This is a genomic window from Pseudomonas sp. s4, from assembly GCF_046764235.1.
GTDB lineage: Bacteria > Pseudomonadota > Gammaproteobacteria > Pseudomonadales > Pseudomonadaceae > Aquipseudomonas > Aquipseudomonas asiatica.
Map to the genome: position 1 here is coordinate 291429 of NZ_CP177209.1, position 22543 is coordinate 313971.

The window sequence follows — 22543 nt, forward strand, 5'->3', positions numbered from 1 at the left end:
ACTCCAGACCGGCGCAATGAGGGCATTATGAGCAAGACCAACGAATCCTTGATGCAACGTCGTGTCGCCGCCGTCCCACGTGGCGTTGGCCAGATCCACCCGATCTTCGTCGATACCGCGAAGAACTCGACCGTGATCGACGTTGAAGGCCGCGAACTGATCGACTTCGCCGGCGGCATCGCAGTACTGAACACCGGCCACCTGCACCCGAAAGTGGTTGCGGCCGTGCAAGACCAGCTGACCAAGGTCAGCCACACCTGCTTCCAGGTGCTGGCCTACGAACCCTATGTAGAGCTGTGCGAAAAGATCAACAAGCTGGTCCCAGGCGACTTCGACAAGAAGACCCTGCTGGTCACCACCGGCTCCGAAGCCGTTGAAAACGCCGTCAAGATCGCCCGTGCCGCCACTGGCCGCGCTGGCGTAATCGCCTTCACCGGCGGCTACCACGGCCGTACCATGATGACCCTGGGCCTGACCGGCAAGGTCGTGCCGTACTCCGCTGGCATGGGCCTGATGCCAGGTGGCATCTTCCGCGCTCTGTTCCCTAGCGAACTGCACGGTATCAGCGTTGACGACGCCATCGCCTCGGTCGAGCGCATCTTCAAGAACGACGCCGAGCCGCGCGACATCGCCGCGATCATCCTCGAGCCGGTACAAGGCGAAGGCGGCTTCCTGCCAGCGCCGAAAGAGCTGATGAAGCGCCTGCGCGCCCTGTGCGACCAGCACGGCATCCTGCTCATCGCCGACGAAGTACAGACCGGCGCTGGCCGTACTGGCACCTTCTTCGCCATGGAACAGATGGGCGTTGCGCCTGACCTGACCACCTTCGCCAAATCCATCGCTGGCGGCTTCCCGCTGGCCGGTGTGTGCGGCAAGGCCGAATACATGGACGCCATCGCTCCTGGCGGCCTGGGTGGTACCTACGCCGGTTCGCCGATCGCTTGCGCCGCGGCCCTGGCCGTGATCGAAGTGTTCGAAGAAGAGAAACTGCTGGACCGCAGCAAAGCTGTGGGTGAGCGCCTGACCACCGGCCTGCGCGAAATCCAGAAGAAGTACCCGATCATCGGCGACGTCCGTGGTCTGGGCTCGATGATCGCTGTCGAAGTCTTCGAGAAAGGCACTCACACCCCGAACGCAGCTGCCGTTGGCCAGGTTGTCGCCAAGGCTCGCGAGAAGGGCCTGATCCTGCTGTCCTGCGGTACCTACGGCAACGTTCTGCGTATCCTGGTTCCGCTGACCGCAGAAGATGCTCTGCTGGACAAAGGCCTGGCTATCATCGAAGAGTGCTTCGCTGAAATCGCCTGATGTGACCTGCTTCAGAAAAAACCCGCTTCGGCGGGTTTTTTTTGTGCCCAGGAAAGCCTTGGGGCGCTATCGTTGTCGGAGGATTTGCTCAGGAAGCTGCGACGGACTGTGTGGCAGGGCTATTCAGGAGTTGGCGATGAACGCTGCAGACCCCACCCCACCAAGCGTACTTATTGTCGAGGGCGACCCCTGGGTACGTGACATGCTCAGCGAAATGCTGCTGAGCGTGCGCTGTGATGCCCGCCTGCAGCTCTGCGCCGACGGCTCGCAGGCCTTGAGCGCGCTGTCGAGCAAGCCCGACCTGATCATTGCCGCGCGCGAACTGGCAGGTGTCGATGGGCTCGACCTGTTGCGCAAGGTACGCGCGAAAGACTCGAGGTTGCCGTTCATCCTCATGAGCAACCGCATTGACAGTGCCAGTGTGCATGAGGCGTTGCCCCTGCACCCTACTGCCTACCTGAGCAAGCCGCTGAACCTGGAAACTCTTCGCAAGCGCCTGGAAGAGCTGCTGCTGGCGGTTGGCGAAGAAATCGCCTGCCCGGTGCCGGCCTTGCAGCCAGGTGCCAGCCTGCCGGCCTACCTCGAGCAGCGTCGCGCTACCGCCGATGGCGGGCCGCTGCTGGCCGATGTGCAGGTGGCGATCAAGCGCGCGCTAAACCCCCAGGGCCTGAACCTGAGAGTGCTCGAAGAGGAAGTGCAGGGCGACCCGCAGATCACCGCTGTGCTGATTGCGGCGGCCAACAGCGCAGCGCTGCACCGCGAAGCACCAGTGCAGACGCTGCTGCAGGCCTTGAACAAGCTTGGCAGCACCCAGAGCATGAACCTGATCCTGGGCATGACCCTCAAGCGCAGCGCTCGCCTCAGCGACCCGCTGCTGGCGGAGCATGCTTCCCGCTACTGGGAGTTGTCGCTGCACGCTGCCGAATATGGCCGCACCTTGGCACGCATGCTCGAGCTGGACGAAGGGCGTTGTTATTGCGCGGGGTTGCTGCATTGCCTGGGCGACCTGGCGGTGCTGCGCTGCCTGCAGGAGTGGCGGCTGGCCGGGGGCGAGCTGGATGAGGATCAGGTGCAGCTGTCGCTCAATGAGTTCGGTGCGGCGTTCGGCTCGGCGCTGCGTACGCGCTGGCGGTTGCCGCTGGGGTTGCGAGAGTTGATCGCGGCGATCTACCAGCTGGGCGGCGGGGTGTACTCGCGGGAGATCCTGGCCATGAACCTGGCCGGGCAGTTGTCGCGGCTGTCGGCCGAGCAGGGGCTGGATAAGGTGGCCAGCAGCAAGACCGCGCGCCTGCTCAAGCTTGGCCTGCCGGAGCTGAGGCGGTTGCGTAAGGTGGAGAACCCGGAGGTGAAGCCGCAGCAGGAAGAACCGCCTTTAGCTGAGGGTGAAGTTTCGGGCTGAGGTCTTGGGGCCGCTTTGCGGCCCATCGCGACACAAGGCCGCTCCTACACGGGTACGCGGTTGCCGGTAGGAGCGGCCTTGTGTCGCGATAGGGGGGCAAAGCCCCCCCCAAGGCTCAGCCGCGGACGATCTGGTTCTTGCCCTGGCGCTTGGCCTGGTACATCGCCGCATCGGCCCGGGCATACAGGCTGTCCAGCGCCACATCCTCGTCAGTCAGCCCGGTCACCCCCTGGCTCACCGTCACCCCGTAGGTCTGCTCCCCATGGCTGAAGCTCAGCCGCTGGATCTGCCGCTGCAAGCGCTCGGCAATCTGCTCCGCGACCTGGGCACTACAGCCGGGGAACACTGCCGCGAACTCCTCGCCACCAATGCGCCCGAACAGGTCACCTCGGCGTAGCACGGCCTTGCCGCTGTCGGCGATCTGCTGCAACACCTGGTCGCCTTCCTGGTGACCGTAGCTGTCGTTGATGCGCTTGAAGTCGTCGATGTCCAGCAGCAGGAAGGCCAGTGGTGTACCGTCTTCGCGGGCGCTGTCGAAGGCTTGCTGGGCGCATTCGAAAAAGTGCCGGCGGTTGCTGCTCTGGGTCAGCACGTCGGTGGTGGCCAGGCGATGCAGTTCACCTTCGAGCTGCTTCTTCTCGGTGATGTCTTCTGCGATGCCGACGATGATCACCCGGTCGCCATCGCGTTGCTGGTTGATGTAGCACTTGTCGCTCAGCCAGCGCAACTGGCCGTCGGCATTGAGGATGCGGTACTCGCGGTCTTCCACCGAGCCCTTGAGCAGTACCTGGGCCAGGCTGCGTTCGGCGAACTCCAGGTCGTCGGGGTAGATGCTGTCTCGCCACTCGTTGTAGTCGGCCAGCACCAGGCTGGCCGAGCGGCCGAAGATGCGTTCGTAGGCGGGGCTGACGTAAAGCACCTGACGGGTTTCCCAGTCGAAGGCCCATAGCACCGCATTGACGCTATCGAGCAGCGAGCTGAACAGCTGTTCGCGCTCGCTCAGGCGGGCAACCTCGCCTTGGGCGTGGAGTAGCGCAAGCAAGGTCTGGGCGGCTTCCGGAGGCGGGGTGCCGGGCAGTGTCGTCGGAATGTTCTTGGCCATGTGCACGGAGCAGATCTCGGCGTGAAAGCGTGCGGCCAGCATCTGGCCCGCCACGCGGGCGATGTGCCAGATATGAGTGTAAACGAGAGGGCGAAGTTCCGGGCGGCACGCCCAGCCAAAGGGGCGTGCCGATCAACGGCGGTCAGGCGCCGGTCGGGCGCAGGGAGTACGTCTTCAGCTGTGCCGCGAAGTCCCGCAGGGCGTGGATGCCGCTGGTTTCCGCCTCATGTACCCAGTCCTTCATGGCGGCCAGCATGTCGTGGCCGTTGGCGCTGGTGCGCGCCCAGATCTGCTGCAGGGCCAGGCGTTTTTCGTAGATGGTCTTCAGCGCCTGGCTGTGGGCGAGCATCGACTCGATGCGCACATGGTGACGGTCTTCCAGCAGGCTGGTCTCGCGCGACAACAGGCGCTTGGCGCGGCGGAAGTGATGGCGCAGCGAAGCATCGACGCGGGCCAGCTCCTCCTTGACCAGCGGGCCGATCACCAGCTTGCGGTACTGGGCCATGATCTGGAAGCGGTTGTTGAGGATGGCCATGGCGGTGTCCATGTCCAGGCTGGCCTTGCCTGCCACCCGGTGGGCGATGGGCGCCACGCGCTGTACCTTGGCCAGGCGCAGCAGGCAGAACAGGCGGATCCACGCCCAACCCATGTCGAACTCCCAGCGCTTGACCGACAGCTTGGCCGAGTTGGGGTAGGTGTGGTGGTTGTTGTGCAGCTCTTCGCCACCGATGACGATGCCCCACGGCACCAGGTTGGTCGCGGCGTCGCGGCACTCGAAGTTGCGGTAGCCGAGAGCGTGGCCCAGGCCGTTGACCACGCCGGCGGCCCAGAACGGAATCCACATCATCTGCACTGCCCAGATGGTGATGCCGATGGTGCCGAACAGCAGCAGGTCGATTACCGCCATCAGCGCGATGCCGCCCAGCTTGTAGCGCGAGTAGAGGTTGCGCTCGATCCAGTCGTCCGGGCAGTTCTTGCCATAGATGCGCAGGGTTTCAGGGTTGCGCGCCTCTTCCCGGTAAAGCTCGGCACCCTTGCGCAGCACCGTGCCCAGGCCCTTGTACAGCGGGCTGTGCGGGTCGTCGGGGGTTTCGCATTTGGCGTGGTGCTTGCGGTGGACGGCGGTCCATTCGCGGGTGTTCTGCGCCGTGGTCAGCCACAGCCAGAAACGGAAGAAGTGCTTGAGCGCGCCATTGAGCTCCAGGGCCCGGTGCGCGGAGTAGCGGTGCAGGTAGACCGTGACGCTGACGATGGTCACGTGGGTCATCAACAGTGTAATGCCGACCAGTTGCCAGGCCGAGAAGTCGAGCAGGCCGTTGTACCACATAGGTGTAAATACCCTCGGAATGCAGGAGGAGGGGCTGATTATCCCTTGGGCAGGAAATAAATACAGTTACCCGTTCAGATAGGAAGTCACGACATGTTTCAGCCTTTATAATGCCCCATCATTTTTCATGGGCAATTGCACCCGACATGTCTGTTTCCGTTCGCGACGCCTTGCGCATGGCCGCGCTGTATGTGGTGCTCTCGATCCTCTGGCTGACGCTGGCCGAGGTGGTGTTGCACGGCATGACCGACGACCCCCTGGCACTGACCGTGGGCCGGCAGATCAACGTGGTGGTCTGGGTGCTGCTCAGCGCCTTTCTGATCTATGTGTCGCGGGTGCGGCTGCTCGACTTCATCGGTGTTGGCGCGCGTATGCGTGGTGAAGACCGTGAACGCCTGCGCATGGCTGCGGCAGTGTTCGACAGCACCCTCGAAGGCGTGCTGGTGACAGACCGCCATGGCCTGATCGTGCACGTCAACCGTGCCTTCATGCGTATCACCGGCTACCAGCAGGACGAGGTCATCGGCCAGCGCCCGAACAAGTTCAAGTCGGGCCGCCATGGCCTGGCGTTCTACCAGCAGATCTTCGCCACTCTGGCGGAAAAGGGCGAGTGGAGCGGCGAAATATGGAATCGGCGCAAGAGCGGTGAAATCTACCCGCAATGGCAGACCATTTGCGCCATCCGCGACGATCAAGGCGAGCTCAGCCATTACGTGGCGGTGTTCAGCGACATCAGCGCGATCAAGCATTCTGAACAGGAACTGGCCTACCTGGCTCACCACGACCCGCTGACCGACCTGCCCAACCGCCTGCTGTTCAACGACCGGGTCGAGCAGGCGCTGGCCGCAGCCCAGGCCAACAAGCGTGGTTGTGCCCTGCTGTTGCTGGACCTGGACCATTTCCAGAGCATCAACGACGGCCTTGGCCACACCATTGGCGACCAGTTGCTGAAGCTGGTGGGCGAGCGCCTGGCAGAGGTGCTGCGCAGCGGCGTGACCCTGGCGCGCCTGGGGGGCGACGAATTTGGCGTGCTGGCGGAAAACTGCCATGAGGTTGGCCAGGCGGGCAAGCTGGCGCAGGGCATCATCGAGCGCATGCGCGAGCCGTTCCAGTTCGACGGTCACCGCCTGTTCATCAGCGTCAGCGTGGGCATCAGCCTGTTCCCCAGCGATGCCTTGAGTGCCGAGCAGTTGCTGCGCAATGCCGACTCGGCGTTGTACAAGGCCAAGAGCAACGGGCGGGCCTGCTATGCGCTGTACACCGAAGAACTGACCGCTCACGCCCAACACCGGGTCGAAACCGCCGGCGAGCTGCGCCGAGCCTTGGAGCAGGACGAGCTGCGGGTGTTCTACCAGCCGGTGCACGACCTGGCGACCGGCCGCCAGGTCGGCGTCGAAGCCTTGGTGCGTTGGCAGCACCCTGAGCGCGGCCTGGTTCCACCGGGCGAATTCATCCCGATTGCCGAGCGTACCGGGCTGATTGCCGAGATCGACGCCTGGGTACTACGCCAGGCGTGTCGGCAGATGGTGCGATGGCAGGGTGAAGGGCGGCAGTTGGCATTCGTGGCGGTGAACATTTCCAGCCGCCTGTTTGGCCAGCACGAGCTGTACCAGCAGGTGGCCGAGGTGCTGGACGACACCGGCCTGGCCCCGGCCTTGCTGGAGCTGGAGGTGACCGAGAGCGCAGTGATGGAGGACCCGGAGGTGGCGCTGGAGCAGTTGCATCGCCTGCGCGAGCTGGGGGTGACCTTGGCTATCGACGACTTTGGCACCGGTTATTCATCGCTGCTGCGGCTCAAGCGCTTGCCGGTGCAGAAGCTGAAGATCGACCAAGGCTTCGTTGCCGGGTTGCCGCTGGATGAGGACGATATCGCGATCGTCCGGGTGATCATCGCCCTGGCCCGCAGCATGGGTATGCAAGTGCATGCAGAGGGCATCGAGCAGGCCGAGCAGGCCAGCTTCCTGCTGCATGAGCAGTGTCAGCTTGGGCAGGGGTACTGGTTCGGGCGGCCGGTGCCTGCCGGGGATTTGTGCTGGGGTTGAAGGCCCCTTCGCGGGCATGCCCGCTCCACAGGGATATCGTTGTATTCAAGCCCTGTGCAGTACCTGTGGGAGCGGGCGTGCCCGCGAAAAATTCAGCGCTTGTTCAAGCCTTTCGCCAACCGGTCTCCACCCAGTTGGATCAACGCCACCAACGCCACCAGCATGGCAATCACGGTCAGCATGATCTGGCTGTCGAAGCGCTGGTAGCCATAGCGGTAGGCGATGTCCCCCAGTCCCCCGGCACCGATCGCTCCGGCCATGGCCGAGGAGTTGATCAGGGTCACCAGGGTGATGGTGAAGCCCCCGACAATTCCCGGCAGCGCCTCTGGCAGCAGCACGTGCCAGACGATGTGCCAGCGCCGGCAGCCCATGGCTTGTGCAGCCTCCACCAGGCCGTGGTCGACTTCGCGCAGGCTGACCTCGGCAATCCGCGCGAAGAACGGAGTGGCGGCAATGGTCAGTGGCACCACTGCCGCCCACACGCCATACGTGGTACCCACTACCAAGCGGGTGAAGGGGATCAGCGCGACCATCAGGATCAGGAACGGGATCGAGCGGAACAGGTTGACGAATGCACCCAGCACCCGGTTCAGCAGCGGCGCCTCGAAGATCCCGCCCTTGTCGCTGGTGACCAGCAGCACCGCCATCGGTACCCCCACCAGCAGGGCGATCAGCGACGACACACCGACCATCAGCAGGGTATCGAGCAAACCTTCCAGCAGGCGATCAAACCACATGGCCCAGTACCTCCACGTCCTCAGCCCAGCGGCGGGCGCGCTCCAGCAATTGATGGGTGTCGTGCGGTGAGTGCTGCACCGACAGGATCAGCTGCCCCAGGGCATGCTCGCCAATGGTTTCCACACCACCCTGCAGCAGGCGTACGCGGCCGCCAAGGTCGTTGAACAGGGCAGACAGTTCGGGCTCGCCGAGCAGGGTCAGCCTCAGCACCACGGCACTGTCGCGGCTTGCCGGGTTGGCCCGCAGGCTGGCTTGCAGCGCGGCTGGCAACCTGGCTTGCAACGGTGCCAGCAGGGTACGGGTGACTTCGTGGCGTGGTGAGCCAAACACCCGCCAGACCTCACCCTGCTCGACCACTTCTCCACATTCAAGCACCACCACCCGGTGGCAGATATCGCGGATTACCGCCATCTCGTGGGTGATCAGCACGATGGTCAGGCCCAGGCGCTGGTTGATGTCGCGCAGCAGTTCGAGAATGGAAGCAGTGGTCTCCGGGTCCAGCGCCGAGGTGGCCTCGTCGCACAGCAGGATCTCGGGGTCATGCACCAACGCCCTGGCAATGCCCACGCGCTGCTTCTGCCCGCCGGACAGCTGCGCCGGGTACACGTGGTGCTTTTCCCGCAGGCCCACCAGCTCAAGCAGTTCGCGTACCTTGCGCTGGCGCTCCGCCTTGGCCACGCCGGCCACCTTGAGGGGCAGCTCGACGTTCTGCCACACGGTCTTGGCCGACATCAGGTTGAAGTGCTGGAAGATCATGCCGATACGCCGGCGCAGGGCTACCAGGTGGTCCTCGTCGAAGGGCGCGATGTCCACCTGGTCGATCAGCACCCGGCCCTGGCTGGGTTGCTCCAGGCGGTTGATGGTGCGCAGCAGCGATGACTTGCCGGCGCCGCTGCGGCCGATGATGCCGAAGATCTCGCCATGGCAGATGTTCAGGTCGATGCCTTGCAAGGCCGGTTGCGCCTGGCCCGGGTAGGTCTTGCCCAGGCCGATGAAGCGCACATGGGCTTCATTGACCTCCGGGCGCAGGGCCTGCTCCCTGGCCGTTGGCGGCAGTGGTTGTGTGGTGGGCGCCCGCAGCGCGCTGGCCTGGCTCATGTCAGCCCTCCCAACCGGCCTGGTAGAGCTTGCCGTGGGCTTTGTCCAAGGCTGCGCGCACCACTGGCGAGTGCTGGTAGATGTCGACGAACTTGGCCAGGCGTGGGTCGTCCTTGCTTTGCGGTCGAATGACGAACTGGATCACGTACTCCTTGTTCTCCAGGCCGTCGAACAGCAGTGCGGAGCCGGCGTCGAAGCTGTTGGCCAGGCGGATGTAGGCCGGGTAGCCCTGCACCAGGTCGGCGTCGTCATAGGCGCGAACCAGCTGTACGGCCTCGACCTGAAGGATTTTCAGTTTTTTCGGGTTGGCGACGATATCGTCCTCGGTGGCCTTGTAGCCGACCCCCGGCTTGAGGGTGATCAGCCCGGCCTTGGCCAGCAGCTGCAGGCCACGGCCGCTGTTGATCGGGTCGTTGGCGATGGCCACGCTGGCGCCTTCGGGCAGGTCGGCGAAGCTCTTGTACTTTTTCGAGTACAGGCCGACGTTGTTGATGATGCCCGGGGCGTAGGGCACCAGGTTGAAGCCTGCGGCTGCCTTGGCGTTTTCCAGGAACGGGATGTGCTGGAAGTAGTTCACGTCGATGTCGCCGCTATTGAGGCTGACATTGGGTGCGATCCAGTCGCTGAACTCGACCAGCTTCACTTCAAGGCCTTGCTTGTGCGCTTCTTCCACTGCGGCTTCCAGCGGGATGGCAAAGGCCGAGGTGGTGCCGATCTTCAGCGGTTCGGCAGCCAGCGCGCTGGCGGACAGACCGAGGGAGAGGGCAATGGCCGCGACGGGCCGGAACAATTTATCAAGCATGGTGCAGGGCTCCAGTCGGGGCAGGGGTAGAGGTAAAGCGGTAGGCCGAGCCAGGGTGGTCGGCGGGCAAATGCGGGTGGTCGGCCTGGAACAGTTTTTCGCGCAGGGTGCCTTCGGCATAGGCGGTCTTGTAGCGGCCACGCTGTTGCAACTGCGGGATGACCAGGTCGATGAAGTCCTCGAAGCTTTCCGGGGTTACGGTGCGGGTCAGGTTGAAACCGTCCAGACCGGTTTCATCGACCCAGGCGATCAGCTGTTCGGCCACCTGCTCGGGCGCGCCGACCAGGGTCACGTAACGGCCACCCAGGGCGTGCTGCTGCAGCAGGCGCCGGCGGGTCCAGACGTTGTCCTGCAACTGGCGCGTGGCCGACTGGATGGCGTTGCCCTGGCTGAAGGCAATCGGCTCGTCCAGGGCGTAGGCGGCGAAGTCGATGCCGGTGGACGCTGCGAAGTGCGCGACCCCGGCCTCGGCGCTGGCATGGCGCAGGTACTCGGCATGCTTGGCCTGGGCCTGCTGCTCGGTGGCGGCGACGATCACCGTGATGCCCATGAACACCTTGACCGCTTGCGGGTCGCGGCCAGCGGCTTGGGCGGCGGCGCGCACCTTGTCGACCTGGGCGCGGGTGGCGGCCTTGTCCTGGCCACTGATGAACACGCATTCGGCATGGTTGCCGGCGAAGGCCAGGCCACGCTGCGAGCTGCCGGCCTGGAACAGTACCGGTGTACGCTGCGGTGAGGGTTCGCACAGGTGGTAGCCGTCGACCTTGTAGAACTCGCCCTGGTGGTTGACCTTGCGCACCCTGTCGGGCCTGGCATAGACGCGCTGCTGGCGGTCGGCGACCACGGCATCTTCAGCCCAGCTGCCTTCCAGCAGCTTGTACAGCACCTGCAGGTACTCGTCGGCCTGGTCGTAGCGGCGGTCATGCTCGGGTTGCTGCGCCAGGCCCATGGCCCGGGCGGCGCTGTCGAGGTAGCCGGTGACGATGTTCCAGCCCACTCGGCCATGGCTCAGGTGGTCCAGGGTGGAAAGGCGGCGAGCGAACAGGTACGGCGCTTCGTAGGTGAGGTTGGCGGTAAGGCCGAAGCCCAGGTGGCGGGTGACGGCGGCCATGGCCGAGACCAGCAGCAGCGGGTCGTTGACCGGCAGCTGGATCGACTCCTTGAGGGTGACGTCCAGCGACTGGCCGTAGATGTCGTAGGTGCCGACGATGTCGGCGATGAAAAGCCCGTCGAACAAGCCGCGCTCCAGCAGCCGCGCCAGACTGGTCCAGTAGTCCAGGGTCTTGTACTGGGTCGAGGTGTCCCGTGGGTGGGTCCACAGGCCGTGGTTGATGTGCCCGATGCAATTCATGTTGAAAGCATTGAGCAGGATCTGCTTGGCCATCAGATGGTCCCCCGGCGTGGTGGGTTGGCATCATTGAGGTAGTAGTTGCCGATGGCGTGGTACTTCCAGCGCACCGGGTCGTGCAGGGTGTGCACGCGGGCGTTGCGCCAGTGGCGGTCAAGGTTGTGTTCGGCCAGTGTGGCCTGGCTGCCGCCCAGTTCGAACAGGGTGGTGCCGGCCGCGAGGGAAATCTCGGTGCTGATGGCGCGGGCCTCGGCCACCGCGATGGACGCGGCGGCCACGTTTTCGGCAGTGCTGTCGTCGCGGGCGCGGTCCAGATATTCGCCCGCGCGCTCCAGCAAGGCTTCGGCGGCGTGCAGACGGATCGCCAGATTGCCGAAACTCTTCAGCGTAAGCGGGTCATCGCTGGCCTTGTCCAGGCCGGAGTCGACCCAGGGGCGGCTGCGGGTGCGCACGAAGTGCAGGGCATCTTCGTATGCGGCGCGGGCGATGCCGGTGTCGATGGCGGCATGAAGGATCTGCGCCAGCGGGCCGACCGGGGTGGGGCGTTCGAAGGCGCTCTGGAACGGCACCACGTCGGCGGCACTGACATACACGTTATCGAACACCACCGAGCCGCTGCCGGTGGTGCGCTGGCCGAAGCCGCTCCAGTCGTCGATCACCTGCAGGCCCTGGCTGTCGGCCGGGACGAAGGCCAGGTGCTGCACGCCCTGCTCATCGACCACCGAAGTGGGAATGCGCTGGGCGTATATGGCGCCGGTGGAGTAGAACTTGCGGCCGTTGATGCGAAAACCATCGCCGTCGCGGGACAGGCGCGTGGTGCGGTCGTTGGCGGTCTTGGTGCCCAGTTCGGCCAGGGCGTTGCCGAAGCGGTTGCCCGCCAGTACTTCGGCGTACAAGCGCTGTTGCTGTTCGGGTGTGCCGTTTACCCGCAGGACTTCCAGGCCGTAGAAATGGTTTTGCGGGATCTGCCCTAGCGAGCCGTCGGCCTGGGCGATGCGGGCGATTACCTTGGCCAGGGTGATGTTGGACACGCCGGCGCCGCCGAAGGCCTTGGGTACGCTGATGGCCCACAGGCCGGAGCGAGTGAACAGTTCCAGTTCGGCGTGCGGCAGACGGCGCTCGCGGTCGCGCAGGGCGCTGTCGCGGCGCAGGTGTCGGGCGACTTCTTCGGCAACTTTCAGGGCCTGGGTGTCGCTGGTGATGATGTTTGTAGTCATGGTGTTTCTCCGGGGCCTCGGGGCCGCTCTGCGGCCCATCGCGACACAAGGCCGCTCCTACAGGAGGTACGCGATCCCTTGTAGGAGCGGCCTTGTGTCGCGATGGGCTGCAAAGCAGCCCCAAGGCCCTTAAATCAGATCCAGGAATGCCGTGCAGGCAAGGTGCCGTTGAGGTGGTAAGCGCCAACTGCGTGGTACTTCCAGCGCACAGGGTCATGCAGGGTGTGCACCCGGGCATTGCGCCAGTGGCGGTCGAGGTTGAACTCGGCGAGGGTGGCGCGGCTGCCGGCCAGCTCGAACAGCTTTTCGCTGGCCTGCAGGGCAATCTCGGTAGTCAGCACCTTGGCCTCGGCCACCGCGATCGAGGCCCGCGCTGCGCTTGCTGCATCGATCGGCTCGGCGTTGACCTCGTCGAGGACCCGCGCGGCCTTGCGCAGCAGGGCTTCGGCGGCGTGCAGCTCGAGCTTCAGGCGGCCGATGTCGGCGATTACGTAAGGGTCGTCGCTGGCGCGGTCGACCTTGGCTTCGATCCATGGCCGGGCCTTTTCGCGCACGAAGCTGATGGCGTCCTCGATCGCTGCTTCGGCAATGCCAGCATCGATCGCCGCCTGGATCAGCTGCGAGGCAGCGCCCTGGATGTTGGGAATGTCGCGCTGGCGCCAGTTGTCGATCACCAGGTCGGCATCCACCGGGACCTGGTCGAGTAGCACGGTGCCGCTTGCAGTGGTGCGCTGCCCGAAACCGGACCAGTCATCGACGATGCGCAGCCCCGGGCTGCCTCGGCGGACGAATGCCAGGCGCTGGCGACCTTCGTCGTCCAGTGCCTTGACCGCCACCCAGTGGGCGAACAGGGCGCCGGTGGAATAGAACTTCTCGCCGCTGATGCGATAGCTGTCGCCGACGCGGGTGATCCTGGCCTTGAGGGTCAGGGTGTCCTTGGTGCCGCGTTCGGGGCCGGCATTGCCGATGCGCCAGCCATCGAGCACGCTGCGGAAGATCACCGCCTGCTGCGCCTCGGTGGCAGTCAGGCGCAACAGTTGCAGCATGCCGAACTGGTTCTGCGGGATCTGCCCCAGGGCCGGGTCGGAGGCGCTGATGAGGCGGAACACTTCAGCCACGGTCTCGAACGACACCTCCGGGCCGCCATGTGCCTTGGGTACGCTGATGCTGCCAAGGCCGCTGCGGGTGAACAGTTCGATCTCGGCCCATGGCAGTTTGCGTTGCTGGTCGCGGCGGGCGGCCTGCTCGCGGGCGACCTCGGCCAGTTCGCGGGCTGCTTGCAGGGCTTCGGTGTCGTTGCGTAGAACCTTGGCCGGCAGCAGCAGGGGCGAGCTGTCGAGATCGCTGTGGAATTGGGTATCGGGTTGGCTGGACATCAGTACCGCTCCTTGGCTGCACTCAATGCCCTGGCGTTCCGCACTGGGGTGATCGTGATCCTGACCATTCCTGACCTCACAAATGAATTATGTCGCTAACAGCTGATCGCGACAGATGTGTGCTGGTCCGGTGGTCCGGTTTATATACCCTAATGCTTTATAAAAAGTTTATGAACTAACTCTTTGGAATATATATAGAAGGAGGGATTTGCTGTGGATGTACTGGCCCTATCGCCGGCAAGCCAGCTCCCACAGGACGCCACAGGTCTTGATTACTGTGGGGTATCTGTGGGAGCTGGCTTGCCGGCGATAGGGCCAGTGCAGGTTTACTCGGAGGCAGCAGTCCCCAGGAACTTGCGCAAGAACTGCCGGGTACGCTCTTCCTTCGGCGCCGCAAACAGCGCCTTGGCCTCGCCCTGCTCAACGATCACGCCCTTGTCGAAGAAGATCACCCGGTTCGCCACATCGCGGGCAAAGCTCATCTCGTGGGTAACGATGATCATGGTGCGCTTCTCCTCGGCCAGGCCGCGGATGGTCGCCAGCACTTCACCCACCAGTTCGGGGTCCAGCGCCGAGGTCGGCTCGTCGAACAGGATCACCTCCGGCTCCATGGCCAAGGCGCGGGCGATGGCCACCCGTTGTTGCTGGCCACCGGACAGGCGCCGCGGGTAGGCGTCTTCCTTGCCGGCCAGGCCGACCTTGGCCAGCAGGCGCCGGCCCAGTTCGATCGCCTGCTCGCGGGGTGTCTTCTTGACGATCACCGGCCCCTCGATCACGTTTTCCAGGGCGGTGCGATGAGGGAACAGGTTGAAGTTCTGGAACACGAACCCGGCCTGCTGGCGCAAGCGGCGAATCGCACTTTGCTGCCCACCCAGCGGGCGGTTGGCGTCGATGCTGATATCGCCAATCTGGATCTGCCCGGCATCGGGTGTTTCCAGCAGGTTCAGGCAACGCAGGAAGGTTGTCTTGCCCGAGCCGCTGGGGCCGATGATGGCCACCACTTCGCCGGGTTGTACTGTCAGGTCGATACCGTTGAGCACGGTCTGGCCTTTGAACCGCTTGGTCAGGCCTTTGACTTCAATCATGCTCAATGCTCCTGGTCATGCTGGTTGACTCGCGCTTCCATGCGGTTCTGGAAGTGCGCGAGGATGCTGCACAACACCCAGTAGATGACCGCCACCGCCACGTACATGGTGAACACTTCGAAGGTGCGTGCGGTGATCAGCTGGGCCTGGCGGAACAGCTCGGGCACCTGGATGGTTGCCGCCAGGGCAGTGTCCTTGACCAGCGAGATGAAGCTGTTGCCCAACGGCGGCAGTGCGGTGCGCAAGGCCTGGGGCAGGATCGCCCGGCGCATGGCCTGGACGCGGGTCATGCCGATACTGGCTGCAGCTTCCCACTGGCCACGGTCGATCGAGGAAATCGCCGCGCGCAGGATTTCGCAGATGTAGGCGGCCATGTTCAGCGACAGGCCGATCAGCGAAGCCGGGATCGGGTCGAGTTCGATGCCGATCTGCGGCATGCCGAAGTAGATGACGAACAGCTGCACCAGCAGCGGCGTGCCGCGGAAGAACGACACGTAGACCCGCGCCAGCCAGTTCAGGGGCAATATCTTCGACAACCGCATCAGTGCCAGGGCAAAGCCCAGCACCAGGCCGAAGAACATGCCGCCAACACTGAGCAGCACTGTATAGCCCGCGCCCTTCAGCAGGAAGGGCGCGGAGTCGACAACGAGTTGCAGGCTTTCAGCGATCATTTGGTGACATCGGCACCGAAGTATTTCTCGGACAGCTTGGCCAGCGTGCCGTCAGCCTTGAGCTTGTCCAGCGCCTTATTGATCGCTGCCAGCAGTTCCGGTTCACCCTTGCGCAGGGCCACGCCGCTTTCCAGGCGCGAGAAGGCATCGCCGGCCAGTTCGGTGTCCTTGGCTTTTTGCGCGTATTCCAGCGCGGCCAGGCGGTCGATCAGGATGGCGTCGATACGGCCGTTGCGCAGGTCGGCGAATTTGCTCGGGTCGTCTTCATAGGTGCGTACATCGGCTTGCGGCACGTCCTTCTTGACCCATTGCTCGTAGTTGGTACCCAGGCCTACACCGACCTTCTTGCCTGCCAGGTCTGCGGCCTTGTGGATGTTCAGCTGCTCGGCCTTCTTCTTCAGGATCAGCGCCTGGATGCCGGAGATGGTGTAAGGCTCGGAGAAGTCGTACTTCTTCTTGCGCTCTTCGGAAATGGTCACCTGGTTGATCACCACGTCCAGGCGCTTGGATTCCAGTGCGGCGAGGATGCCGTCCCACTTGGTCGGCTGCACCTTGGCCTTTACCCCCAGCTCCTTGGCCAGCAGCTCGGACAGTTCCACTTCGAAGCCGGTCAGCTTGCCGTTTTCGTCCTGGAAGCTGAACGGTGGGTAGGTGCCTTCGAGGCCGACGTTGATCACGCCTTTTTCCTGGATGGTCTTCAGCTGCTCGCCAGCGAAGGCCTGACTGAGCAGGCCGGCACCCAGCAGGAGTGCCAGGCTGGCGTTGAGTAGCGGTTTGGCGAATTTCGACATTTCAGAGCCCCGCGCTTGTTGTGTAAGTAGTGGGTGGCGACTATAGGGTCGGCTGCTTAGGCCAGGAAATACTAAAAAATTATTTTGTTATTTCCTTTTGGTTTTTGCCAGGTGCTGGCTGCATTGAGGGTAGGCGAGGTTGCCTGCTCCGTCATCGCGGCTTATGCCTGACTTAGCGCAGGATGGAATAAAGCGTTGTTTTTTCCAAGGGATGGATTTGCCGTAGAGTGAATTGCATGTAGGCAGGTCCGGCCCTTTCGCGGGCTCGCCCGCTCCCACAGGTACTGCACAGGGCTTGGAATTTGTGCGGTCCCTGTGGGAGCGGGCGAGCCCGCGAAGAGGCCGGACCTGCAAATAAAAATGAGTTTGGCCTACTCAGGCAGGAGAAAACCGTGAGCGAACAATCTTCATCCGGGCACTGGCAGTTGCAGAGCATCGTCACCGGCCTGCGCGGCGCCCGTGAACAATGGCGCACCCGCAATGGCCGCAGCAGCGGCGAGCAGGGCGGGCGTGAGCTGCCTTCGCGCGAAGCGATGCGGCACATCCTGGAGCAACTGTGCGGCGCACTGTTCCCCATGCGCCTTGGCCCGGTCGACCTGCGCGAAGAAAGCGAAGACTTCTACGTCGGCCATACGCTGGATGCCGCCCTGACCGCCTTGCTGGCCCAGGCCCGCCTGGAGCTGCGCTACGCCGCACGACAAAGCAAGGGCGAACTGGCCGGCGTCGATGCCCATGCGCTGAGCCTGGTGCAGGGATTCGCCGCCGCCCTGCCGGGCCTGCGCGTGCTGCTGGACACCGACGTTCTGGCCGCCTATCACGGCGACCCGGCTGCGCGCAGTGTCGATGAAGTGCTGCTGTGCTACCCGGGCATCCTGGCGATCATCCACCATCGCCTGGCGCACCATCTGTACCAGGCCGGCCTGCCGCTGCTGGCGCGGATCAGCTCGGAGCTGGCGCATTCGGCCACGGGGATCGACATTCACCCCGGGGCGCAGATCGGCCCGAGCTTCTTCATCGACCACGGTACCGGCGTGGTGATTGGCGAAACCGCGATCATCGGCGAGCGTGTGCGCATCTACCAGGCGGTGACCCTGGGCGCCAAGCGCTTCCCCAGCGATGAATCGGGCACCTTGCACAAGGGGCTGCCACGCCACCCGATCGTTGAGGACGATGTGGTGATCTATGCGGGGGCCACGGTGCTGGGGCGGATCACCATCGGCAAAGGCTCGACCATTGGCGGTAATGTGTGGCTGACTCGCAGTGTGCCGGCCGAGAGCAACATTACCCAGGCCAACCTGCAGCTGGATTGCCAGGACAAGAACTGATCTGGCATTTCATTGGCCTGTACCGGCCACTTCGCGGGCTTGCCCGCTCCCACAGCTACTGCACAAAATTCAATGTTCGTGCGGTCCCTGTGGGAGCGGGCGAGCCCGCGAAGAGGTCAGTGCAGGAGGGCACCAATCAGCGCCCCAATTCGCATTGAAATCCGATCCATGTTTAACTTGAACGCTTGTTCAATGAAAAAACGCTGGTCCGCTGCCGGTGTTCAACAGGAGGATTCCTTTGCTGAACCCGTTCATTCCGAGCCTTACGTCATTCGACGAGGTGCGCCCCCAATGAGTGCACCGAACCCTTCCCTTGCCAATGGCAAGATCCGCATGAACCCCCCGGTGTTCTATTTCGCGGCAAGTTTCATCCTCATCTTCGGCCTCGTGGTCATTTCCTATCCACAAGCAGCAGGCGATTGGTTGCTGGCGGCGCAGAACTGGGCGGCCAACACGGTCGGCTGGTACTACATGCTGGCGATGACGCTGTACCTGGTCTTCGTGGTGGTCACCGCCTTGTCCGGCTACGGCAAGATCAAGCTCGGTGCCGACCACGACGAACCCGAGTTCAGCTACCTGTCATGGGCCGGTATGCTGTTCGCCGCCGGCATCAGTATCACCTTGTTCTTCTTTTGCGTGTCCGAACCCCTGACCCACATGCTGCAGCCGCCCCAGGGCGAAGCGGGCACGGCCGAGGCCGGGCGCCAGGCGATGCAGATCCTGTTCCTGCACTGGGGCCTGCATGGCTGGGGCGTGTTCGCCTTCGTCGGCATGGCCCTGGCCTACTTCGCCTATCGGCACAACCTGCCGCTGGCCTTGCGATCGGCGTTGTACCCGCTGATCGGCAAGCGCATCAACGGGCCGATCGGTTATGCGGTGGACGGTTTCGGCATCATCGCCACGGTGTTCGGCCTGGGTGCCGACATGGGTTTTGGCGTGCTGCACCTGAACGCCGGCCTCGACTACCTGTTCGGCATCGACCACAGCCAGTGGGTGCAAGTGCTGCTCATCACCCTGATGATGGGCGCGGCGGTGGCCGTGGCGGTCGCCGGGGTGGAGAAGGGCGTGCGGGTTATGAGCGACATCAACCTGTTCCTGGCCTGCGCGCTGTTGCTGTTCGTGTTGTTCGCCGGGCCTACCCAGCACCTGTTCAACACGCTGATCCAGAACCTCGGCGACTACCTGGGTGCCTTGCCGCGCAAGAGCTTCGACGTTTATGCCTACGGCGAGAACCGTGACTGGCTGGGCGGTTGGACGGTGTTCTACTGGGCCTGGTGGATTGCCTGGGCGCCGTTCGTGGGCCTGTTCATCGCCCGCATCTCCCGTGGCCGCACCATCCGCGAGTTCGTCTTTGGTGTGCTGTTGATTCCGCTGGGCTTCACCTTGGCGTGGATGTCGATCTTCGGCAACAGTGCCCTGGACCAAGTCATCAACCACGGCATGACAGCGTTGGGCCAGTCGGCGCTGGATAACCCGTCGATGAGCCTGTACCTGCTGCTGGAGACCTACCCTTGGAGCAAGACGGTGATCGCCGTGACGGTGTTCATCAGCTTTGTGTTCTTCGTCACCTCGGCCGACTCGGGCACCGTGGTGCTGTCGACCTTGTCGGCCAAGGGCGGTGATGCGGACGAGGATGGGCCGAACTGGCTGCGTATCTTCTGGGGGGCGATGACCGCGCTGATCACCAGCGCGCTGCTGTTCGCCGGCAGCATCGACTCGCTGAAGTCGGCGGTGGTGCTGACCTCGTTGCCGTTCTCGCTGATCCTGCTGTGCATGATGTGGGGGCTGCACAAGGCGTTCTACCTGGAGTCGCAACGGCAGATCGCACAGATGCATTCGCTGGCCCCGTTCGCCCAGTCACGCCGCGGCCGTGGCGGCTGGCGCCAGCGCCTGAGCCAGGCGGTGCACTTCCCGTCGCGTGATGAGGTATACCGCTTCATGGACGACGTGGTCCGCCCGGCAATTGCCGATGTGCGTGAAGTGTTCGAGCAGAAGGGCCTGGTGCTGATTACCCAGGACGACCCGAGCCACGACAACGTCAGCCTGAAGATTGGCCATGGCGAGGAACAGCCGTTCATTTACCAGGTGCAGATGCGTGGTTACTTCACGCCATCGTTCGCCCTGGGTGGGCTGGGTACGCAAGAGTTGAAGAACCGCCGTTACTACCGGGCGGAGGTGCACCTGAGCGAAGGCAGCCAGAACTATGACCTGGTGGGCTACAGCAAGGAGCAGATCATCAACGACATCCTCGACCAGTACGAACGGCACATGCAGTACCTGCATCTGGTCCGCTAGATCGCTGGGGCCGCTTTGCGGCCCATTCGCAGCACAAGGCTGCTCCTACAAGGGATCGCGCTTCCCTGTAGGAGCAGCCTTGTGCTGCGAATGGAGGCCAAAGGCCTCCCAGTTTCAGAAGGGCGCATCCCCAAGGATGGTCGCCCGATGCATCACCCGCCGGTTCGGCCGGTAGTCATCCACCGCAAAATGCTGGGTCACGCGGTTGTCCCAGAACGCCACGTCATTCTCCTGCCACCGCCAGCGAATGCTGAACTCCGGCCGCGTCGCATGGGCGAACAGCAGTTTCAACAGTGCCTCGCTTTCCAGTTCGCCCAGCTCATTGATGCGCGTGGTGAACCCCTCATTGACGAACAGCGCCTTGCGCCCGCTCACCGGATGCGTGCGCACCACCGGGTGCGACAGCGGCGGGTTGTTCCGCCGGGTTGCTTCCCAGCGCGCCAGGTCTTCCGGCGTGGTACCAAAGCGCTCCAGCGGGAACGACTTGGTGAAGTCATGGGTGGCTGTCAGCCCGTCGAGCATCTCGCGCAGCGGCGCCGACAAGGCTTCGAAGGCAGCGATGCCGCTGGCCCAAAGGGTGTCGCCGCCGTAGGCCGGCAACTGCTTGGCGCTGAGTACCGCGCCCAGGGCCGGGGTCGGCAGGAAGGTCACATCGGTGTGCCACACGGCGTTGTCGCGCACATCGGTCACCGCCGTGTCGAGGATAAGCACCTGCGGGGTTTCCGGCACGTTGGGATAGATAGGGTGGATGTGCAGGTCGCCGAAGCGGGCGGCAAACCGCGCCTGCTGCTGCGGGTTGATCGGCTGGTCGCGGAAGAACAGCACCTGGTGCTGCAGCAGCGCCTGCTCGATGGCGTCTCGTTCTTCGACGGTGATATCGCGGCTGATGTCCACGCCGCTGATCTGGGCGCCGAGCGCCGGGCTGAGGGGGGTGATGGTCAGGCTCATGTCGGTCTCTTCAATCAGGCGCCAGGCTGCTGGCGTGGTCAACAGGATTCAGTGGCTCTGCCCGTGCCAAGGCACCAGTTTGCGTTGCAGGGCACGCAGGCTCATTTCCAGTGCGAAGGCGATCAGGGCGATCAGCAAAATCCCCAGCACCACCACATCGGTGACCAGGAACTGCGCCGCCGACTGCACCATGAAGCCCAGGCCGCTGGTGGCGGCGATCAGCTCGGCAGCCACCAGGGTCGACCAGCCAACCCCCAGGCCAATGCGGATGCCGGTGAGGATGTCGGGCAGGGCGCTGGGCAGGATCACGTGGCGGATCAGCTGGGCCTTGGTCGCGCCCAGCGAGTGCGCGGCACGCAGCTTGGCCGGGTCGACCGTGCGCACGCCGGTGGCAGTGGCAATGGCAATGGGGGCGAAGATTGCCAGGTAGATCAGCAGCACCTTGGACAGCTCGCCGATGCCGCACCAGATGACGATCAGCGGCAGGTAGGCCAGCGGCGGGATCGGCCGGTAGAACTCGATCAGCGGGTCGAGAATGCCTCGGGCCACGCGGTTGTAGCCGATGGCGATACCCACCGGGATGGCGGTGAGGGTGGCGGCAAGCAGGGCCACGCCGATGCGCCCCAGGCTGGCACCCAGATGCTGCCACAGGCTGGCATCCATATAGCCTTGGGTCAGCAGGGTCCCGGCCTTGGCCAGGATGTCGGCGGGCGAGGGCAGGAATAGCGGCTCGATCCAGCCGGCCGCGGTCACCAGCCACCAGGCCAACAGCAGGCTGGCCAGGGTCAGGGTGCTGATCCAGCGGGTGGGCAGGGGGCGGCGCAGCTTGGTGGCTGGCCGGGGTTGGGTGTTGCGCTTGCCGGTGACCGGCAGGTCCAGGCTGCTCATGCGCGCTCCTGCAGGCTTTGGCGTTGAGAGAACACCCGCGCAAGTACGTGCTCGCGGGTTTCGATAAAAGCCGGGTCGGACTTGATAGCCCGCGCCGATTCACCCGCTGCGTAGCGCTGGCCGAAGTCCAGTTGCAGGCGCTCCACCACGCGCCCCGGGTTGGGCGCCAGCAGTACCAGTTCACTGGCGAGGAACACGGCTTCTTCGATGTCGTGGGTAATCAGGAACACCGGCTTGGCGGTGCGTTGCCATACCTGCAGCAACAACTCCTGCATCTGCTCGCGGGTGAAGGCATCAAGTGCGCCGAACGGTTCGTCCATCAGCAACACTCGTGGATCGGCTGCCAACGCCCGGGCCAGGCCAACACGCTGCTTCTGGCCACCGGACAATTGCCAGATACGCCGTTCGCCAAAGCCGTCGAGGTCGACCAGGGCCAGCATTTCGCGGGCCTTGGCCTCACGCTCGGCGCGTGGCACGCCGGCCAGTTCCAGGCCGAATGCGACGTTGCCCAGCACGTTCTGCCAGGGCAGCAGCGCATCGTCCTGGAACACTACGCCGCGCTCGGCGCCGGGGCCCTGGACGGGCACGCCGTCCAAGGTGATGCGCCCGCCGCTGGGGGCGACGAAGCCTGCGATGAGGTTGAGCAGCGAGGTCTTGCCACTGCCGGAAGGACCCAGGGCCACCAGCAGTTGGCGCGGCCCCAGGCTCAGGTTGATGTCGGCCAGTACCGGGGTTTCGGCACCGGGGTACTGTGCGCTGATGCGCTCCAGTTCGAGCAAGGCCATG

19 protein-coding genes are annotated in these 22543 nt (G+C 64.1%); 5 read left to right on the forward strand and 14 right to left on the reverse strand.

Annotation, left to right across the window (positions count from 1 at the left end):
• Positions 1–27: 27 nt before the first annotated feature.
• Together gabT and ACK56M_RS01355 are read left to right on the forward strand one after the other, a co-directional pair.
• Positions 28–1305: a 4-aminobutyrate--2-oxoglutarate transaminase gene (gabT, locus tag ACK56M_RS01350; protein WP_015268577.1), complete on the forward strand. Its 1278-nt coding sequence runs from the start codon at positions 28–30 to the stop codon at positions 1303–1305.
• Between the two features lie 136 nt (positions 1306–1441).
• The gene (locus tag ACK56M_RS01355; protein ID WP_411959223.1) at positions 1442–2704 is read left to right on the forward strand and encodes a response regulator; all 1263 of its coding nucleotides are present in this window, start codon (positions 1442–1444) and stop codon (positions 2702–2704) included.
• Between the two features lie 115 nt (positions 2705–2819).
• Here the strand turns inward: ACK56M_RS01355 and ACK56M_RS01360 are convergent, their stop codons facing one another.
• Together ACK56M_RS01360 and desA are read right to left on the reverse strand one after the other, a co-directional pair.
• Positions 2820–3848 carry a GGDEF domain-containing protein gene (locus ACK56M_RS01360; RefSeq protein WP_137137833.1) on the reverse strand — a complete coding sequence of 343 codons (1029 nt, stop codon included), beginning with the start codon at positions 3846–3848 and terminating at the stop codon, positions 2820–2822.
• Between the two features lie 100 nt (positions 3849–3948).
• The gene (gene desA / locus ACK56M_RS01365; protein ID WP_411959224.1) at positions 3949–5133 is read right to left on the reverse strand and encodes a delta-9 fatty acid desaturase DesA; all 1185 of its coding nucleotides are present in this window, start codon (positions 5131–5133) and stop codon (positions 3949–3951) included.
• A gap of 146 nt (positions 5134–5279) precedes the next feature.
• Here desA and dibA point away from each other — a divergent pair, with 146 nt between their 5' ends.
• A complete protein-coding gene (gene dibA, locus ACK56M_RS01370; RefSeq protein ID WP_043935215.1) occupies positions 5280–7175 on the forward strand; it encodes a phosphodiesterase DibA in 1896 nt (631 codons plus the stop codon).
• A 92-nt stretch (positions 7176–7267) separates the two neighbouring features.
• Here dibA and ACK56M_RS01375 read toward each other — a convergent pair whose 3' ends face one another.
• The 9 genes from ACK56M_RS01375 to tcyJ form a co-directional block, all read right to left on the reverse strand.
• Complete coding sequence (locus tag ACK56M_RS01375) at positions 7268–7912, reverse strand: methionine ABC transporter permease (protein WP_008096606.1); 645 nt, start codon at positions 7910–7912, stop codon at positions 7268–7270.
• A complete protein-coding gene (locus tag ACK56M_RS01380) occupies positions 7902–9011 on the reverse strand; it encodes a methionine ABC transporter ATP-binding protein (RefSeq protein WP_139657345.1) in 1110 nt (369 codons plus the stop codon). The genes ACK56M_RS01375 and ACK56M_RS01380 overlap by 11 nt, the downstream gene beginning before the upstream one ends.
• 1 nt (position 9012) lies before the next feature.
• Positions 9013–9813 (reverse strand): MetQ/NlpA family ABC transporter substrate-binding protein, encoded by an 801-nt coding sequence (locus ACK56M_RS01385; RefSeq protein WP_054573381.1) that lies wholly within the window; start codon positions 9811–9813, stop codon positions 9013–9015.
• A complete protein-coding gene (locus ACK56M_RS01390; RefSeq protein WP_015268584.1) occupies positions 9806–11197 on the reverse strand; it encodes an LLM class flavin-dependent oxidoreductase in 1392 nt (463 codons plus the stop codon). The genes ACK56M_RS01385 and ACK56M_RS01390 overlap by 8 nt, the downstream gene beginning before the upstream one ends.
• A complete protein-coding gene (locus ACK56M_RS01395; protein WP_411959225.1) occupies positions 11197–12378 on the reverse strand; it encodes an SfnB family sulfur acquisition oxidoreductase in 1182 nt (393 codons plus the stop codon). The genes ACK56M_RS01390 and ACK56M_RS01395 overlap by 1 nt, the downstream gene beginning before the upstream one ends.
• 134 nt (positions 12379–12512) lie before the next feature.
• Positions 12513–13754, reverse strand: a complete 1242-nt coding sequence (locus ACK56M_RS01400; protein ID WP_191472021.1) for an SfnB family sulfur acquisition oxidoreductase — start codon at positions 13752–13754, stop codon at positions 12513–12515.
• Positions 13755–14080: 326 nt separating this feature from the next.
• Positions 14081–14839, reverse strand: a complete 759-nt coding sequence (gene tcyN / locus ACK56M_RS01405) for an L-cystine ABC transporter ATP-binding protein TcyN (protein WP_013970435.1) — start codon at positions 14837–14839, stop codon at positions 14081–14083.
• Positions 14840–14841: 2 nt separating this feature from the next.
• Positions 14842–15510: a cystine ABC transporter permease gene (gene tcyL / locus ACK56M_RS01410; RefSeq protein WP_003255849.1), complete on the reverse strand. Its 669-nt coding sequence runs from the start codon at positions 15508–15510 to the stop codon at positions 14842–14844.
• Positions 15507–16301 carry a cystine ABC transporter substrate-binding protein gene (gene tcyJ, locus ACK56M_RS01415; protein ID WP_015268587.1) on the reverse strand — a complete coding sequence of 265 codons (795 nt, stop codon included), beginning with the start codon at positions 16299–16301 and terminating at the stop codon, positions 15507–15509. Before tcyJ ends, tcyL begins: the two co-directional genes overlap by 4 nt.
• Before the next feature lie 392 nt (positions 16302–16693).
• Between tcyJ and epsC the strand changes: the two genes are divergently transcribed.
• A complete protein-coding gene (gene epsC / locus ACK56M_RS01420; RefSeq protein WP_015268588.1) occupies positions 16694–17626 on the forward strand; it encodes a serine O-acetyltransferase EpsC in 933 nt (310 codons plus the stop codon).
• Positions 17627–17959: 333 nt separating this feature from the next.
• The gene (betT, locus tag ACK56M_RS01425) at positions 17960–19921 is read left to right on the forward strand and encodes a choline transporter BetT (RefSeq protein WP_167506610.1); all 1962 of its coding nucleotides are present in this window, start codon (positions 17960–17962) and stop codon (positions 19919–19921) included.
• A gap of 114 nt (positions 19922–20035) precedes the next feature.
• Here betT and tauD read toward each other — a convergent pair whose 3' ends face one another.
• The 3 genes from tauD to tauB are packed head-to-tail and all read right to left on the reverse strand — an operon-like array spanning position 20036 to position 22542.
• Complete coding sequence (tauD, locus tag ACK56M_RS01430; RefSeq protein WP_015268590.1) at positions 20036–20869, reverse strand: taurine dioxygenase; 834 nt, start codon at positions 20867–20869, stop codon at positions 20036–20038.
• Between the two features lie 48 nt (positions 20870–20917).
• A complete protein-coding gene (gene tauC, locus ACK56M_RS01435) occupies positions 20918–21757 on the reverse strand; it encodes a taurine ABC transporter permease TauC (RefSeq protein ID WP_411959226.1) in 840 nt (279 codons plus the stop codon).
• Positions 21754–22542: a taurine ABC transporter ATP-binding subunit gene (tauB, locus tag ACK56M_RS01440; RefSeq protein WP_023660883.1), complete on the reverse strand. Its 789-nt coding sequence runs from the start codon at positions 22540–22542 to the stop codon at positions 21754–21756. Before tauB ends, tauC begins: the two co-directional genes overlap by 4 nt.
• Position 22543: the final 1 nt, after the last annotated feature.